Genomic DNA, 12,974 nt, shown 5'->3' with positions numbered 1-12,974 from the left:
GAGGCTTCGGCTTCGTTTTTATTTATCCAAAATATTCAAACTCACTTGTATTATCAATAAAATCTATGGCATAAAAATATTTTAGAAGTATCTATTATCCTATATCATTCAGATTATTTTTTTAAACCATAAAAATTAAATGATCTATTATCAACTTACCTTAAAACATTGGCTGACCTTAGCAGTACTTGCCATTGCCATTCTCTTTGCAAGTATCCAGCCTTTAGAGTTTGAGTCCTACCTGCTCCACCAAGTAGGCACAGTACTTATGCTGATCATGCTGTTTATTTGTTTAAAAAAATTTGGGCTAAGTTATTCTGCATTTTTACTCTATATTTTATTTTTACTGATCCACGTTTCTGCTGCCCATTATTTATATTCATACGTTCCTTATAATGCATGGATTAAAGCGATTTTCCATTTTGATTTAAATCAAATAATGGGTTGGCAACGGAATATGTATGATCGTTTGGTTCATCTCGTATATGGATTATTTCTGTACCCATTTTTTTATCGTTTATTTCAAGTGTGGTTACCTGCTTTAACGCATAAAGCATTATTTTTAATCACAGTGCAATTCATCATGGCAAGTAGTCTATTTTATGAGTGGATCGAATGGTGGATTGCCATTGGTTTATCGCCTGAACAAGCTGAAAATTATAATGGGCAACAAGGCGATATTTGGGATGCTCACAAAGATATGTTTTTAGCCACTCTTGGCGCGATATTTACAGGCTTAGTTATGTTAATGACGACTAATAAAAATAAAAAAGCACTCGATTGAGTGCTTTTTCTTCATTTAAGATGATCTAAATCAAAGTTTAGGATCACGCATTTGCACTAAATTGGCATTCGCTTGGGTAAAAGTATCCACTAATTTATTCACCATAGATGGAATTAAACTATCTGCCATTTGCGCAGCTTGTAAACCTAACTTTTCACCCAAAGTTGGTTTACGGCGAGTCTGAATCGCATATACATCATGCTGTGGTAACAAACTCAGAATATATTCATCTGAAGTTTGCAACTTCTCTACTAAATTAAGATTTAAAGCATCTTCACCATACCAATGCTCACCTGTTGCTACTTTTTCTACATTTAACTGCGGACGATACTTTTCAACAAAGTGTTTGAACAAAGCATGGGTTTGTTGCAACTCTTCTTCAAACTTGGCTTTACCTTCTTCCGTATTTTCACCAAACATGGTTACAGTACGTTTGTATTGCCCTGCGGTATATAACTCAAAATCAATATTATGCTCTTTCAATAAACGATTAAAATTAGGTACTTGAGCCACAACACCGATTGAGCCAACCACAGCAAATGGCGCAGAAATAATCTCTGAAGCAATACATGCCATCATATAACCACCACTTGCTGCAACTTTATCGACACAAATGGTTAAATGAAAACCTGCATCACGCAAACGTACCAACTGTGCTGCCGCTAAACCATAACCATGTACCATTCCACCTGGACTTTCTAGGCGTACCACCACACGATCACGCCCTGCTTTGGCCGTTGCTAAAATCAACGTAATTTCTTCACGTAAATTTTCTACTGCGGATGCTTGTACATCACCTTTGAAATCTAAAACATAAATTTTTTGATTGGTCTTTTTACGTGCACGGGCTTCTTTAGCAAATTGTTGGGTGAGCTGTAAAAGCTCTAGTTTTGATGCGGTGGTTTGTGCAATTTTTTTTCGTTGTTCGTTAATACGTGTATTTAAATGACTCACACGAATTTCAGCAGGCAACTTAGGTAAATGAAATAACATATAAATTCTAGTCTCTAAAATAAGATAAATCTTTTTCATTAAGATGTGGTCAAAACCAACTAAATTCAATGACTATTTTGCAAAAATTGGACAGATAACCTTTAAAGATAAATCAAAAGCTTGGTATTTTTTAATAAACCCTTCATTTTATTATAAATAAAATAGTTATATAAATAGGCTAACTTAAAGCAATAAAAAAGCACCTTACGGTGCTTTTTTTACGCCTACATCTTTAGCGATTAAGCGTCAGGCGCTGGGCTGTATTGTTCAACTAATGGTTTTAACTCGCCATTTTGGAACATTTCCAGCATAATATCACTGCCACCGATCAACTCGCCATTGATCCATAATTGTGGGAATGTAGGCCAGTTTGCAATTTGTGGCAAAATTGCACGAATATCTGGATTTTCCATGATATTAACATAAGCAAATGGACGACCGATTTGGCTAAGTGCTTCTACTGCACGCGCAGAAAAACCACATTGTGGGAATTGTGGTGTGCCTTTCATATAAAGAAGTACAGCATGTTTAGCAATTTGGTCGCGAATTAACGCTTCTGTATCACGCGCTTGTTCAGTCATTGATTAAATCCTCAACTCATCTGTCTGCATTATACCTAAATCCAACGTAAAGAGTATGACTTGACGATTATTTCCAATTTTATTTGTATTTAGGCTTTAAATCTGCCTCAGTTTTTGCTTATATAATCTTTTAATTTTTCACTCCTCAGATAAGAGTAAGTCATGAACAACATTACCCTCGCTCCGGTACAAACTGATCAACCATCGCATTTGATGCCTGTATTTAGCCGTCAACCGATCAGCTTTGTACGAGGACGAGGTTCTTATCTTTATACCGAAGATGGCACTGAATATTTAGATGCTTTAACCGGAATTGCGGTGTGTGGTTTGGGTCATGCACACCCTGTGCTTGCTGAAGCAATTGCCGATCAAGCTGCGACCTTGATTCATACGAGTAATATCTATGAAGTGCCTTGGCAAACTGCGGCTGCACAAAAACTTGCAGAAGTGTCAGGTATGGAAGAAATTTTCTTCTCTAACAGTGGTGCAGAATCCAACGAAGGTGCGATCAAAATTGCCCGTAAATTTGGTCATATGCAAGGTGTGGCTCACCCTAAAATTATTGTCGCTGATCATTCTTTTCATGGTCGTACGCTTGCTACATTGTCTGCAACAGGCAATAAAAAAGTTCAAGAAGGTTTTGCACCTTTGGTCGAAGGTTTTATCCGTGTACCTTTTGGTGATATTGAAGCCATTGAAGAAGCTGCGATTCAGCATCCAGATATTGTAGCGATTTTGGTTGAACCGATCCAAGGTGAAGGCGGTGTAAACACTGCTCCGCAAGGCTTTAGCTATCTTGAAGAGATTCGCCACATTTGTAACCAACACAACTGGCTCATGATGTTGGATGAAGTACAAACGGGGAATGGTCGTACAGGTAAATACTTTGCCTATCAACATACCAACATCGTACCAGACGTTTTAACCACTGCAAAAGGTTTAGGCAATGGTTTTCCGATCGGTGCGGTGATGACACAAGGTCGTGGTGTTGGGGTGCTAACTGCGGGTAATCATGGTTCTACTTATAGCGGTACGCATTTAGGTTCACGTATTGTCTATACCGTGATTGATTTAATCCAAAAAGAAAATATCGTTGAAAATGCTGCTAATATTGGTACATATTTGGTTGATCAATTCCGTAGCCAACTTGCTGAGCAAAATGTAATTGTACGTGGTTTTGGTATGATGATCGGTATTGAATTACCGAAAGATTGTGCCGAGTTGGTCAATATTGCCCGTGATGAACACAAACTTATCATTAATGTAACCTCAGGTAATGTGGTACGTTTACTTCCTGCGCTAAATATGAACAAAGAACAAGCGGATGATTTACTACAACGTTTGGTGCCTGCAATTAAAAACTTTGTTGCATAAAGCTTCTGTGTTCTTCAAACTAAATATCAAATAGGGTGTCATCAGATGCCCTTTTTATTCTCTTATATTTTCTAAAATGTTAATCTCATTCAAAACATAAAAAAACCGAGCTATTTAAATAACTCGGTTTAATTCACCAATACTATAAATCAAGCAACATTGGCTATTTAGAGAATCGGGTTGTAGCATCTTTAAGAAGCTTCCTGATAGATACGTCCACCTGGGAGCTGGCTAAAGTACTGCTTTAAAGCATCTAAACAACGGTGAATTTTCATTGGCTGTTGTTCACGCTTTAAAATCATCGCATTTAAGGTAAAAGCTGGCAATTTCCACTCTGGTAATACTTCAACCAATGTGCCATTTTTCAACTCTTTTTGCACATCTAAATATAAAATTCGTGCAATCCCATGACCGTTTTGACATAAAGATTTTGCAACAAAAACATTATTGGTTTGTAAACGATTGCGCATATCTACCTTAATGTTTTCGCCCGATGTCACCTGTTGAAATGAAAAATTTTGATAATTTTTCATAATATTAACTGGAATCAAATCGTGATTGACTAAATCTTCTGGGCGTGAAATTGGTGCCGTTTGATTTAAGTAACTTGGTGATGCCACCAGCACTTGATCAACACGTGCAAGTGGAATACTGGTTAAATGATTTGAATCTTCAACTTTTGAACACATACGAATCGCAATATCAATACGCTCTTGAATTAAATCAATAAATTGATTATCTGCTTCAAAATGTACCATTAATCCACGATGCGCAGACATCCAATGTGACAAAGCTGGAACAACATGCGTTGCACCAAGTTCAGGTGTTGTTGCAATACGCAATTCACCGACTAAATCATCACGTAATTCATTAATACGAATTTTGCCGCGCTCTGCTGCTGCCAACATTTCTTGGCAACTATGGAAAAAAGCTTGACCCGCTTCTGTTAGGCTCAATTTTCTTGTAGAACGATGAAGTAGAGTTACCTCCATTTCTTGTTCTAAAGAGCGAACCTGTTGACTCACGGCACTCGTGGTAATGCCTAAATCGCGTGCAGCACCACTGAATGAGCTTTTTTCAACGACACAAGCAAATACACCCATTGCTCGAAGTTGATCTAACATAAATTTCCCTCTGAAATCATGAGATGCTTCACACTTTTTATTAAAAGCAACTCATTGTATTATACGAAGAAAATTTATATTTGCACCAAATAAATCATACAGACGGTAAAATAGTTGCGGGATTTATGGCTTTCCCATTTAAACGAATCTGGAACTCTAACATGGTTCTTGTGGTACCCGATGCTCCCATTTCCGCAATTTTTTGTCCTGCTGTGACATTGTCACCACTTTTCACTAAAATTTTACTGTTATGCGCATAAGCTGTGATGTAACCATCTACATGTTTCACTAAAACCAGATTTCCATATTCTTTTAAACCATCTGCAGCATAAACGACTTGACCATTTGCAGCAGCAAAAATTGGATCACCCACATTTCCGCCAAAACGAATGCCTTTAATATTCTGTGCCAAATTATAATTTGCAATCACTGGACCATTTGAAGGTTTTACCCAACGTAAATTAGAAGCTATTGATGAACTCGGTGTCGTTGTGGCAGGTACAGTCGGTACGACTTGGACTGGCGTTACAGGCTGAGGAGCTGTGGTTGCTGTTTGTGCACTCGGTAGATTAATCGTTTGACGTTTAATTTCAGTATTTGAATTATTTAAAGCTTGTGTCGTTGGGCGATTATTATTTGAGCCTCCTGACTTTTTCAAACGAATGGATTGATTGACATAAATACGATATGGCGGTGCAATATCATTCATTTCTGCAATACTAATATAACTCAATCCATAACGTGCAGCGATCCCACTTAATGTATCACCTGAGCGTACGGTGTAATAGTCAGGTGCATTGGCATAGCGGACAGGATTGTTAATTTGTGGTTTTGATGCACACCCAGTCATGACTAAGGTTGTAATCACAGCGGATGATAATACAACTGCATTTATCCAGCTTTTAGGGGATAGATAAAATGGCTGTGACCGTAACGAAAGCATGGAATTTCCTCTCCAGAATACAATTTTTTTAAATAGATGTTCTAAGATTAGCAAAAAAGCTTGGTCTTTGATGGTTTAACTCAGCTTTTTCACAAACTTATAACATAGCGTTCGAGCAAGCACCTAGGTTTGTAAGAACTGCTGTTGCAAATGATTTAAAATACTGTAGTTGGTGGCATCCATGTGAATAGGCGTAATGCTTACAAAACCATTCGCTACAGCAAAAAAGTCTGACTGAATATTCAGCTCATTCTTTTTCGGATCAGTTACAGCCTCACCTGCCAGCCCAATCCAATACACTTGGCGACCACGTGGATCAACCTGACTAGTAATTGGTTTGGATTGAATACGACGCCCTTGATAAGTCACTTGTGCACCTTTGAGCTGTGCAACATCAGGAATGTTAATATTTAAAATATGACGCTCAGGTAAGATAGGAATACCTTTTGCAATAAAATCATGTACCCATTTAGCTGCCACAGCATAATCTTTTGGGCTGTTATAAGAGCGCACATTACTCCCAGCGAGTGAAACAGCGATCGCCGCTTGTCTCATCAAACGCCCTTCAAATGCCGCTCCCACTGTACCCGAATACAAGACGTCATCACCTAAATTCGCACCACTGTTAATACCGCTAACCACCAAATCAAACTCAAAGTTAAACAAACCATTCATTGCCAAATACACGCAATCCGCAGGTGTACCATTCACCGCCCATATATCTGGACTGACCTCAATAGGACGTAAAGGTCGATCCAAGGTTAAAGCACTCGAAAACCCACTTCGCTCACTTTCAGGTGCAACAATAACCACACGACCTAACGGTTTTAGTGCTTGTGCTAAAGCTTGTATTCCAGGTGCAAACACACCATCATCATTGGCTATCAGAATATTCACACAGTTTCTCTTTAATCAAAATAAGTTTAAACAATTGCCTGATATGGTAGCAAAAATATACCCCCATCATTTTACACTTTGATTATTGAAAGGTTTTTTTATTGCATCGGTATTTAAAGCGCTATCATTTAAAACGACATGTTTAATCTAAACTAAAGTTTAAATTTTATAGAAATGCGCTGTAAACCGTACCTTGACTATAAGCATGAGCATCTTTGATAAAAGTGGATAACATTTGCATTGATTGTGGTATTTACGTATCTAGATCTAGGCAGTAAATTTACTTAACACTCAAATTTTATTTAAATCCAACATCTTCAATACATTTTCTCTATTTTATTTTCATAGAATATGTTTATTCTAGTCGAATCATTAAGTTAATAAGGTTGGTTATGCGTACTCTTTTAAAAACGCTTGCTGTAGGGATTTTATCTACCTCTTTTATCGCAATGCCAAATGCATTTGCTGCTGACAAAAAAGCAAAAACGGCTACGCAAGATGAAAATATTGAAGTAACTCAACACAATGTAACCAATGAAGAGCTTGCTGCAATTTATGTACTTTCAGACATTTGTCCGAAACTGGTCAAAAATGATGAGGCATTCGAGGCAGGTTATGCACGTTTAGTCAAAGATTTCTTACCTGATTCGGCAGACCCAGCAGCTGAATTAAAAAAATTAGCCAAAGAAAAATCTTTTAAAAGCGTGCTAAAAGAAGCACAAAATGATGCTAAAAAAGCAGGAAAAGCAGCCAATACTGGCGTGTGTGAAGATGTGCTCAACTATCAGCCACAAAACTGATTGACCGAACTGCCAGTCACGAATTAGTTACAAATCCAGTCAAATAAGCCGACTTAACCCATAGAAGTCGGCTTTGCTTTGTCCTAAAATGCTAGGTTCTTTTAGTGCTCGTACAAAGATTGGAACTACCTAGAATGACCCGAAAAAGCGCCCTCGCTGCATTATTACTTCTTCCTTCATTTTCCTATGCAGCAACTGTTTTATCGAATCCACCAGAATTAAATAACAAATCTTATGTTTTGATGGACTATGAAACAGGGCAAATCCTCGCATCTAAGAATGAAAATGAAAAACTCGCACCAGCGTCCATGACGAAAATGATGACGAGTTATATCATCGAACAAAAATTACTAAAAGGCGACCTGACAGAAGACGAAAAGGTTCGTATGAACGAGTCGGCTTGGTGTCGTGGTAGTAGTACTGAATCTTGTATGTATGTCCCACTCAATGGTACAGCGACCGCACTTGAGATGTTACGTGGGATTATTGTCCAATCTGGAAATGATGCTTCTAAAGCAATGGCTGAGCATATTTCTGGAAATGAAGGTACTTTTGCACATGAAATGAACCAAGAAGCAAAACGTATTGGCATGACCAACACGCATTTTATTAATGCCACAGGGATGCCTGCTGAAGGTCATTATTCAACAGCAAAAGATATGGCAATGCTTGCAAAACATATCATTCATGACAGTTCAAAATATTATCCAATCTACTCAGAAAAAGAATTTACCTTTAATGGCATCAAACAAGGTAACCGCAATGCCCTACTGTATACTGACCCAAGTGTTGATGGCTTAAAAACAGGTCATACAGATGAAGCAGGCTACTGCTTAACAACATCTGCAAAACGTGGTCCAATGCGTTTAATCTCCGTAATTTTTGGTGCGCCATCTATGAATGAACGTGCATCGCAAACACGTGAGTTATTGTCTTGGGGTTATTCAAACTTTGAAACAGTGAATGTTCAACCTGCTAATAAAGTGATCGCCAAAGCCAAAGTTTATTTTGGTAAAGAAAATGAAGTTCAAGTTGGTTTACCTGAAGCTTTCAATGTCACCATGCCAAAAGGTCAAGCTGATGCGATCAAAACCCAAATTTCTGTACAACCTAATCTAAATGCACCACTACAAAAAGGACAAGTGATTGGTAAATTGACTGCAACATTAAATGGTAAAGTCATTACTGAAAAACCGTTAGTTGCAATCAACGCTGTTGAAGAAGCAGGCTTCTTCTCACGTATGCTTGACCACATTAAAATGTTCTTTAGCAACTTATTCTAATTTGCTTAAAGCAACAAAAGAAAGCATTCATGTCTAGGATATGAGTGCTTTTCTTTTATAATCAAATCAATTGTTTTTTGAAAATAAATGGATCTTATGAAAAAGAATATTCGTAGTTATCTAGAACATCATCCTAAAATTGACTCGACTTGTTATATTGATGAGATGAGTGTCATTGTCGGTGATGTAAGCCTAGCAAAAAATGTATCTGTGTGGCCTTTTGCCGTGATTCGCGGAGATGTAAATTCGATTCAGATCGGACAAAATAGCAATGTACAAGATCATTGCATGCTACATGTCAGTCATAAAAAAGCATCTAAACCTGAAGGTTCACCCTTGATCATTGGTGAAGATGTAACGGTTGGACACCATGTAACTTTGCATGGCTGTCATATTGGTCATCGTGTTTTGATCGGTATTAATACTGTAGTTTTAGATGATGTGATTATCGAAGATGATGTGATGATCGGTGCTGGCAGCCTAGTCCCGCCCCGCAAAGTCCTTAAAAGTGGCTATTTATATGTAGGAAGTCCTGTACAGCAAGTTCGTCCATTAACTGAAGCGGAAAAAGAGTTTTTACCCTATTCGGCACGACACTATGTCAAAGTTGCCAACAACTATTTAGAAAATGAAATATCAAAATAAATACCCGCTTTGCCAAATCGTATTTACTATTTCATTGAACATTCATAATTACATGCTTTATATAGATTAAAATCATGTCTTTATGCTACAACGTTATTCATAGTTAAAAAATCAATATTTGAGTACATGAACCCCCATGAAAATGACGCCTAAACACTTACTCGGTTTGGCAGTAATCTTGGCTTCTTTTAGCCCTGCCTTCGTGACATCAACGTATGCACAATTGCATTTAGAAATTGCCAAAGCACCAGAGCAAGCACCCAAAATTGCGATTCTCCCATTTGGAAATGACCAAACGATTTATCCTATTGTTGAAAATGACTTAAACCGTTCAGGTCGTTTTAGTAGTGCATCAAAAAATCTTCCTGCAACGGCAAGTATTAATAATATAAATGCTGCTGCATGGAAAGCCAGCGGTGTACCTTATGTGGTTGTGGGTGAAAGTAAGGCGAATCCTGATGGCTCATTAGCCGTACATTACCAACTTTATGATGTCGAAAAACAACAATTTTTACTAAATGAATTACTGACTGTACCTGCTTCTCGCCTTCGCTCTGCTGCTCACATGATTTCAGATGCGATCTATCAGGCATTAACAGGGATTAAAGGTGATTTTAGTGGGCGCATTGCCTATGTGCTGCGTAATCCTGCGACACCTGAGCAACGCTATACTTTACAAATCGCCGATACGGATGGCGAACAACCAAAAACCATTTTGACTTCTCGTGATCCTATTTTATCGCCTGCTTGGACACCTGATGCTCAAAAAATTGCCTATGTTTCCTTTGAAACCAAACGTCCTGCAATCTATGTACAAGACTTAGCAACAGGTCAACGTGAAAAATACGCAAGCTTCCGTGGTCTAAATGGCGCACCAAGTTTCTCTCCAGATGGAAAATTCATGTTATTTACCGCATCTATGCATGATAATCCTGAAATTTATCAAATGGACTTAGAAACTCGTCAAGTGAAACGCATGACCAATGACAGTGCGATTGACACTGAAGCACGTTATGCCCCAGATGGTAAATCCTTTATCTTTACCTCAGATCGTGGTGGTTCAGCACAAATTTATCGCTATAACTTAGCAGATGGGACAACCAAACGCTTAACTTTCCGTGGTGCTTTTAACGCGCGTGGCTCGCTCAGTGCAGATGGCAAATACGTTGCATTGGTACACCGCCCATCTGGCAGTAACTACAAAGTTGCTATTCAAGAGATTTCGACAGGGATTACCAATATTCTGACACCAACCAGCCTAGATGAGTCACCAAGCTTCTCACCAAATGGACAAATGGTGGTCTATGCAACACGTGAAGGCAATCGTGGATTATTGTCCATCATGTCAACTGATGGTCGTTTCCGTATGAATTTACCAAGTGAACAAGGTGAAGTCCGTGAGCCTGCATGGGCACCGAAGTAATTCAAATCCAATTTGTATGTCAATAATGCTGTAACTTTTAAAATAACTTTATGGAGTTAACAATGAATACGATTAAATACTTAGCATTGCCCCTCTTAGCTGTTAGCTTGGTCATGACTGGTTGTGCAAACCGCAAACCTACTACAGATGCTAACGTCACAACTACGCCAAGCAGCAGTGTAAATACTTCTGGTTTAAGTGAAGATGCAGCACTCAACGCACAAAACTTAGCTGGTGCATCTGCAAAAGGTGTGACTGAGGCAAATAAGCCGTATCTTGCGAAACGTGTAGTCCATTTTGACTATGACAGCAGTGATCTTTCAAATGAAGATTATCAAACTTTGCAAGCACACGCTCAATTCTTAGTTGCAAATGCAAACTCTAAAATCGCTTTAACAGGTCATACCGATGAACGTGGTACACGTGAATACAACATGGCTTTGGGCGAGCGTCGTGCGAAAGCAGTCCAAAGCTACTTGATCACCAATGGTGTAAACCCAGGTCAATTAGAAGCAGTGAGCTATGGTAAAGAAATGCCTATCAATGCTGGTCACAATGAAGCAGCATGGAAAGAAAACCGTCGTGTAGAACTTAATTATGAAGCGGTTCCACCGTTATTAAAATAATCGTTACAAGACAAGTTACTCGACCAAGCGAGTAATAATAAAAAAAGCGCTCATTTCAAATGGACGCTTTTTTATAAATTAAGATTCAGTTTCAGTGTGCTTGGGGCTTTGCATGGATTCAATTAAGTCATGCTTATTGAACTTTTTATATTCAGGTTTTGCTTCGTAATCTTTCCATGCATCTTTCACATTTTCAGCACTAATTTCATCTAAATCAATACCATCACTTGGAGTTGGCGTTGCTTCAAACTTTTTCGTAGTCATAACGATGCTCCTTAAAACGCGATCCTTAGTACTGTCAACATAGCACTTTCTAAAATACTTGCAAGGGCAAAATCACGACAAATAACACAGGATAATTTTTATTTTGAGGCAAACTCATCTAAAATAACCCGATTGTTTAATTTGTTAGAAAATTATCGCTTTATTGGAGCAGCTTTGCTATGTCAAATCGCACTTTATCCCAGTATTTAGAACAACAACAAGGGAATTTAACACCTGAACTTGCTGATGTTATTGAAACAATTGCAAGCACTTGTAAATCTATTGACCAACTCCTACAAAAAGGTGCATTGGCTGGTGTTTTAGGAAGTGCACAACATGAAAATGTTCAGGGCGAAGAGCAGAAAAAACTTGATGTCATTTCAAATGATTATTTAATTGATGCCTTAAAAGTCAATAAAAATGTTGGCGGTTTGGCTTCAGAAGAATTAGACGAATTCACCCCTGCCCAAGAAAATGGTAAATATTTAGTTTTATTTGATCCACTGGATGGTTCAAGTAATATCGACATTAATATGTGTGTTGGTACGATTTTCTCCATTTTAAATGCTAAAAATGCAGTCACCCAAGCAGAAGACTTTATGCAAGCAGGCAAAGAGCAAGCTGCTGCGGGTTATGTACTTTATGGACCATCAACAATGATGGCGTTAACGGTAGGCGCAGGCACAGTATTTTTTACTTTTGATCCTGAAAGCAAAGAGTTTTTACTCACGTCTGAAAATATCCAAGTCGCTGCTGATACCAAAGAGTATGCGATCAATGCATCAAATCAACGTCATTGGGAAGCGCCAGTAAAACGTTATATTGATGAATTACAAGCAGGCAAAACCTCTATCCGTGAAAAAGATTTTAATATGCGTTGGGTGGCGTGTATGGTGGGTGATATTCACCGTATCCTTTGCCGTAGCGGTATTTTCTTATATCCATACGACACCAAAGATCCGAAAAAAGCGGGTCGTTTACGCTTAATGTATGAAGCAAACCCGATGAGCATGCTGATGGAGCAAGCTGGTGGTGCATCGACGACAGGTCGTATTCGTATTTTAGACATTCAACCCACGGAACTACATCAACGTGTTCCTGTAGTAATCGGCTCTAAAAATGAAGTTGAGTTGGTCACTCGCTACCATAATTAAATTGTAATAGTTTTTAAAAATTTTACTCTCTATCGCAGGGAGTAAGTCCATTCAGGGGTTGTTGCAGATGCACAACCCCAATT

14 protein-coding genes are annotated in these 12,974 nt (G+C 38.3%); 8 read left to right on the top strand and 6 right to left on the bottom strand.

Annotated elements, in window-relative coordinates; translation table 11 throughout:
* Positions 1-139: 139 nt before the first annotated feature.
* Positions 140-784: a DUF2238 domain-containing protein gene (locus DJ533_RS06960; protein ID WP_065993578.1), complete on the top strand. Its 645-nt coding sequence runs from the start codon at positions 140-142 to the stop codon at positions 782-784.
* A gap of 30 nt (positions 785-814) precedes the next feature.
* On the opposite strand, the gene sohB is transcribed toward DJ533_RS06960, so the two are convergent.
* Both sohB and grxD read right to left on the bottom strand, forming a co-directional pair.
* Positions 815-1,777 carry a protease SohB gene (gene sohB / locus DJ533_RS06955; protein ID WP_065993579.1) on the bottom strand — a complete coding sequence of 321 codons (963 nt, stop codon included), beginning with the start codon at positions 1,775-1,777 and terminating at the stop codon, positions 815-817.
* A 239-nt stretch (positions 1,778-2,016) separates the two neighbouring features.
* Positions 2,017-2,358, bottom strand: coding sequence for a Grx4 family monothiol glutaredoxin (gene grxD / locus DJ533_RS06950; protein ID WP_065993580.1), 342 nt, complete (start codon positions 2,356-2,358; stop codon positions 2,017-2,019).
* Between the two features lie 162 nt (positions 2,359-2,520).
* Here grxD and DJ533_RS06945 point away from each other — a divergent pair, with 162 nt between their 5' ends.
* A complete protein-coding gene (locus DJ533_RS06945; protein ID WP_065993581.1) occupies positions 2,521-3,732 on the top strand; it encodes an aspartate aminotransferase family protein in 1,212 nt (403 codons plus the stop codon).
* A gap of 191 nt (positions 3,733-3,923) precedes the next feature.
* Here DJ533_RS06945 and DJ533_RS06940 read toward each other — a convergent pair whose 3' ends face one another.
* From DJ533_RS06940 to surE, 3 genes are all read right to left on the bottom strand, one after another.
* Positions 3,924-4,856, bottom strand: coding sequence for a LysR family transcriptional regulator (locus DJ533_RS06940; RefSeq protein ID WP_065993582.1), 933 nt, complete (start codon positions 4,854-4,856; stop codon positions 3,924-3,926).
* Between the two features lie 94 nt (positions 4,857-4,950).
* Positions 4,951-5,799 (bottom strand): peptidoglycan DD-metalloendopeptidase family protein, encoded by an 849-nt coding sequence (locus DJ533_RS06935; protein ID WP_065993583.1) that lies wholly within the window; start codon positions 5,797-5,799, stop codon positions 4,951-4,953.
* 123 nt (positions 5,800-5,922) lie between these two features.
* Positions 5,923-6,696 (bottom strand): 5'/3'-nucleotidase SurE, encoded by a 774-nt coding sequence (surE, locus tag DJ533_RS06930; RefSeq protein ID WP_065993584.1) that lies wholly within the window; start codon positions 6,694-6,696, stop codon positions 5,923-5,925.
* Positions 6,697-7,088: 392 nt separating this feature from the next.
* Between surE and DJ533_RS06925 the strand changes: the two genes are divergently transcribed.
* The 5 genes from DJ533_RS06925 (at position 7,089) to pal (ending at position 11,473) form a co-directional block, all read left to right on the top strand.
* A complete protein-coding gene (locus DJ533_RS06925; RefSeq protein ID WP_065993585.1) occupies positions 7,089-7,496 on the top strand; it encodes an MCR_0457 family protein in 408 nt (135 codons plus the stop codon).
* A gap of 134 nt (positions 7,497-7,630) precedes the next feature.
* Positions 7,631-8,779 carry a D-alanyl-D-alanine carboxypeptidase PBP5/6 gene (gene dacC, locus DJ533_RS06920; protein WP_065993586.1) on the top strand — a complete coding sequence of 383 codons (1,149 nt, stop codon included), beginning with the start codon at positions 7,631-7,633 and terminating at the stop codon, positions 8,777-8,779.
* Between the two features lie 96 nt (positions 8,780-8,875).
* A complete protein-coding gene (locus DJ533_RS06915; protein ID WP_065993709.1) occupies positions 8,876-9,424 on the top strand; it encodes a gamma carbonic anhydrase family protein in 549 nt (182 codons plus the stop codon).
* A gap of 136 nt (positions 9,425-9,560) precedes the next feature.
* Complete coding sequence (gene tolB / locus DJ533_RS06910) at positions 9,561-10,847, top strand: Tol-Pal system beta propeller repeat protein TolB (RefSeq protein ID WP_065993587.1); 1,287 nt, start codon at positions 9,561-9,563, stop codon at positions 10,845-10,847.
* A gap of 62 nt (positions 10,848-10,909) precedes the next feature.
* Positions 10,910-11,473, top strand: coding sequence for a peptidoglycan-associated lipoprotein Pal (gene pal, locus DJ533_RS06905; RefSeq protein WP_065993588.1), 564 nt, complete (start codon positions 10,910-10,912; stop codon positions 11,471-11,473).
* 78 nt (positions 11,474-11,551) lie between these two features.
* Here pal and DJ533_RS06900 read toward each other — a convergent pair whose 3' ends face one another.
* Complete coding sequence (locus tag DJ533_RS06900; RefSeq protein WP_065993589.1) at positions 11,552-11,737, bottom strand: NF038105 family protein; 186 nt, start codon at positions 11,735-11,737, stop codon at positions 11,552-11,554.
* 179 nt (positions 11,738-11,916) lie between these two features.
* Between DJ533_RS06900 and DJ533_RS06895 the strand changes: the two genes are divergently transcribed.
* Complete coding sequence (locus DJ533_RS06895; protein ID WP_065993590.1) at positions 11,917-12,891, top strand: class 1 fructose-bisphosphatase; 975 nt, start codon at positions 11,917-11,919, stop codon at positions 12,889-12,891.
* Positions 12,892-12,974 lie beyond the last annotated feature (83 nt).

This window comes from Acinetobacter defluvii, from assembly GCF_001704615.3.
Lineage (GTDB): Bacteria > Pseudomonadota > Gammaproteobacteria > Pseudomonadales > Moraxellaceae > Acinetobacter > Acinetobacter defluvii.
This window is presented reverse-complemented; position numbering and strand designations above follow the sequence as displayed.

Excerpts from the sequence above, each read along its gene's own strand:
- sohB (WP_065993579.1), bottom strand. The coding sequence starts at position 1,777 with ATGTTATTTCATTTACCTAAGTTGCCTGCTGAAATTCGTGTGAGTCAT.
- DJ533_RS06895 (WP_065993590.1), top strand. The coding sequence starts at position 11,917 with ATGTCAAATCGCACTTTATCCCAGTATTTAGAACAACAACAAGGGAAT.
- DJ533_RS06935 (WP_065993583.1), bottom strand. The coding sequence starts at position 5,799 with ATGCTTTCGTTACGGTCACAGCCATTTTATCTATCCCCTAAAAGCTGG.
- DJ533_RS06900 (WP_065993589.1), bottom strand. The coding sequence starts at position 11,737 with ATGACTACGAAAAAGTTTGAAGCAACGCCAACTCCAAGTGATGGTATT.
- DJ533_RS06940 (WP_065993582.1), bottom strand. The coding sequence starts at position 4,856 with ATGTTAGATCAACTTCGAGCAATGGGTGTATTTGCTTGTGTCGTTGAA.
- DJ533_RS06945 (WP_065993581.1), top strand. The coding sequence starts at position 2,521 with ATGAACAACATTACCCTCGCTCCGGTACAAACTGATCAACCATCGCAT.
- tolB (WP_065993587.1), top strand. The coding sequence starts at position 9,561 with ATGAAAATGACGCCTAAACACTTACTCGGTTTGGCAGTAATCTTGGCT.
- DJ533_RS06960 (WP_065993578.1), top strand. The coding sequence starts at position 140 with ATGATCTATTATCAACTTACCTTAAAACATTGGCTGACCTTAGCAGTA.
- DJ533_RS06915 (WP_065993709.1), top strand. The coding sequence starts at position 8,876 with ATGAAAAAGAATATTCGTAGTTATCTAGAACATCATCCTAAAATTGAC.
- dacC (WP_065993586.1), top strand. The coding sequence starts at position 7,631 with ATGACCCGAAAAAGCGCCCTCGCTGCATTATTACTTCTTCCTTCATTT.
- pal (WP_065993588.1), top strand. The coding sequence starts at position 10,910 with ATGAATACGATTAAATACTTAGCATTGCCCCTCTTAGCTGTTAGCTTG.
- DJ533_RS06925 (WP_065993585.1), top strand. The coding sequence starts at position 7,089 with ATGCGTACTCTTTTAAAAACGCTTGCTGTAGGGATTTTATCTACCTCT.
- grxD (WP_065993580.1), bottom strand. The coding sequence starts at position 2,358 with ATGACTGAACAAGCGCGTGATACAGAAGCGTTAATTCGCGACCAAATT.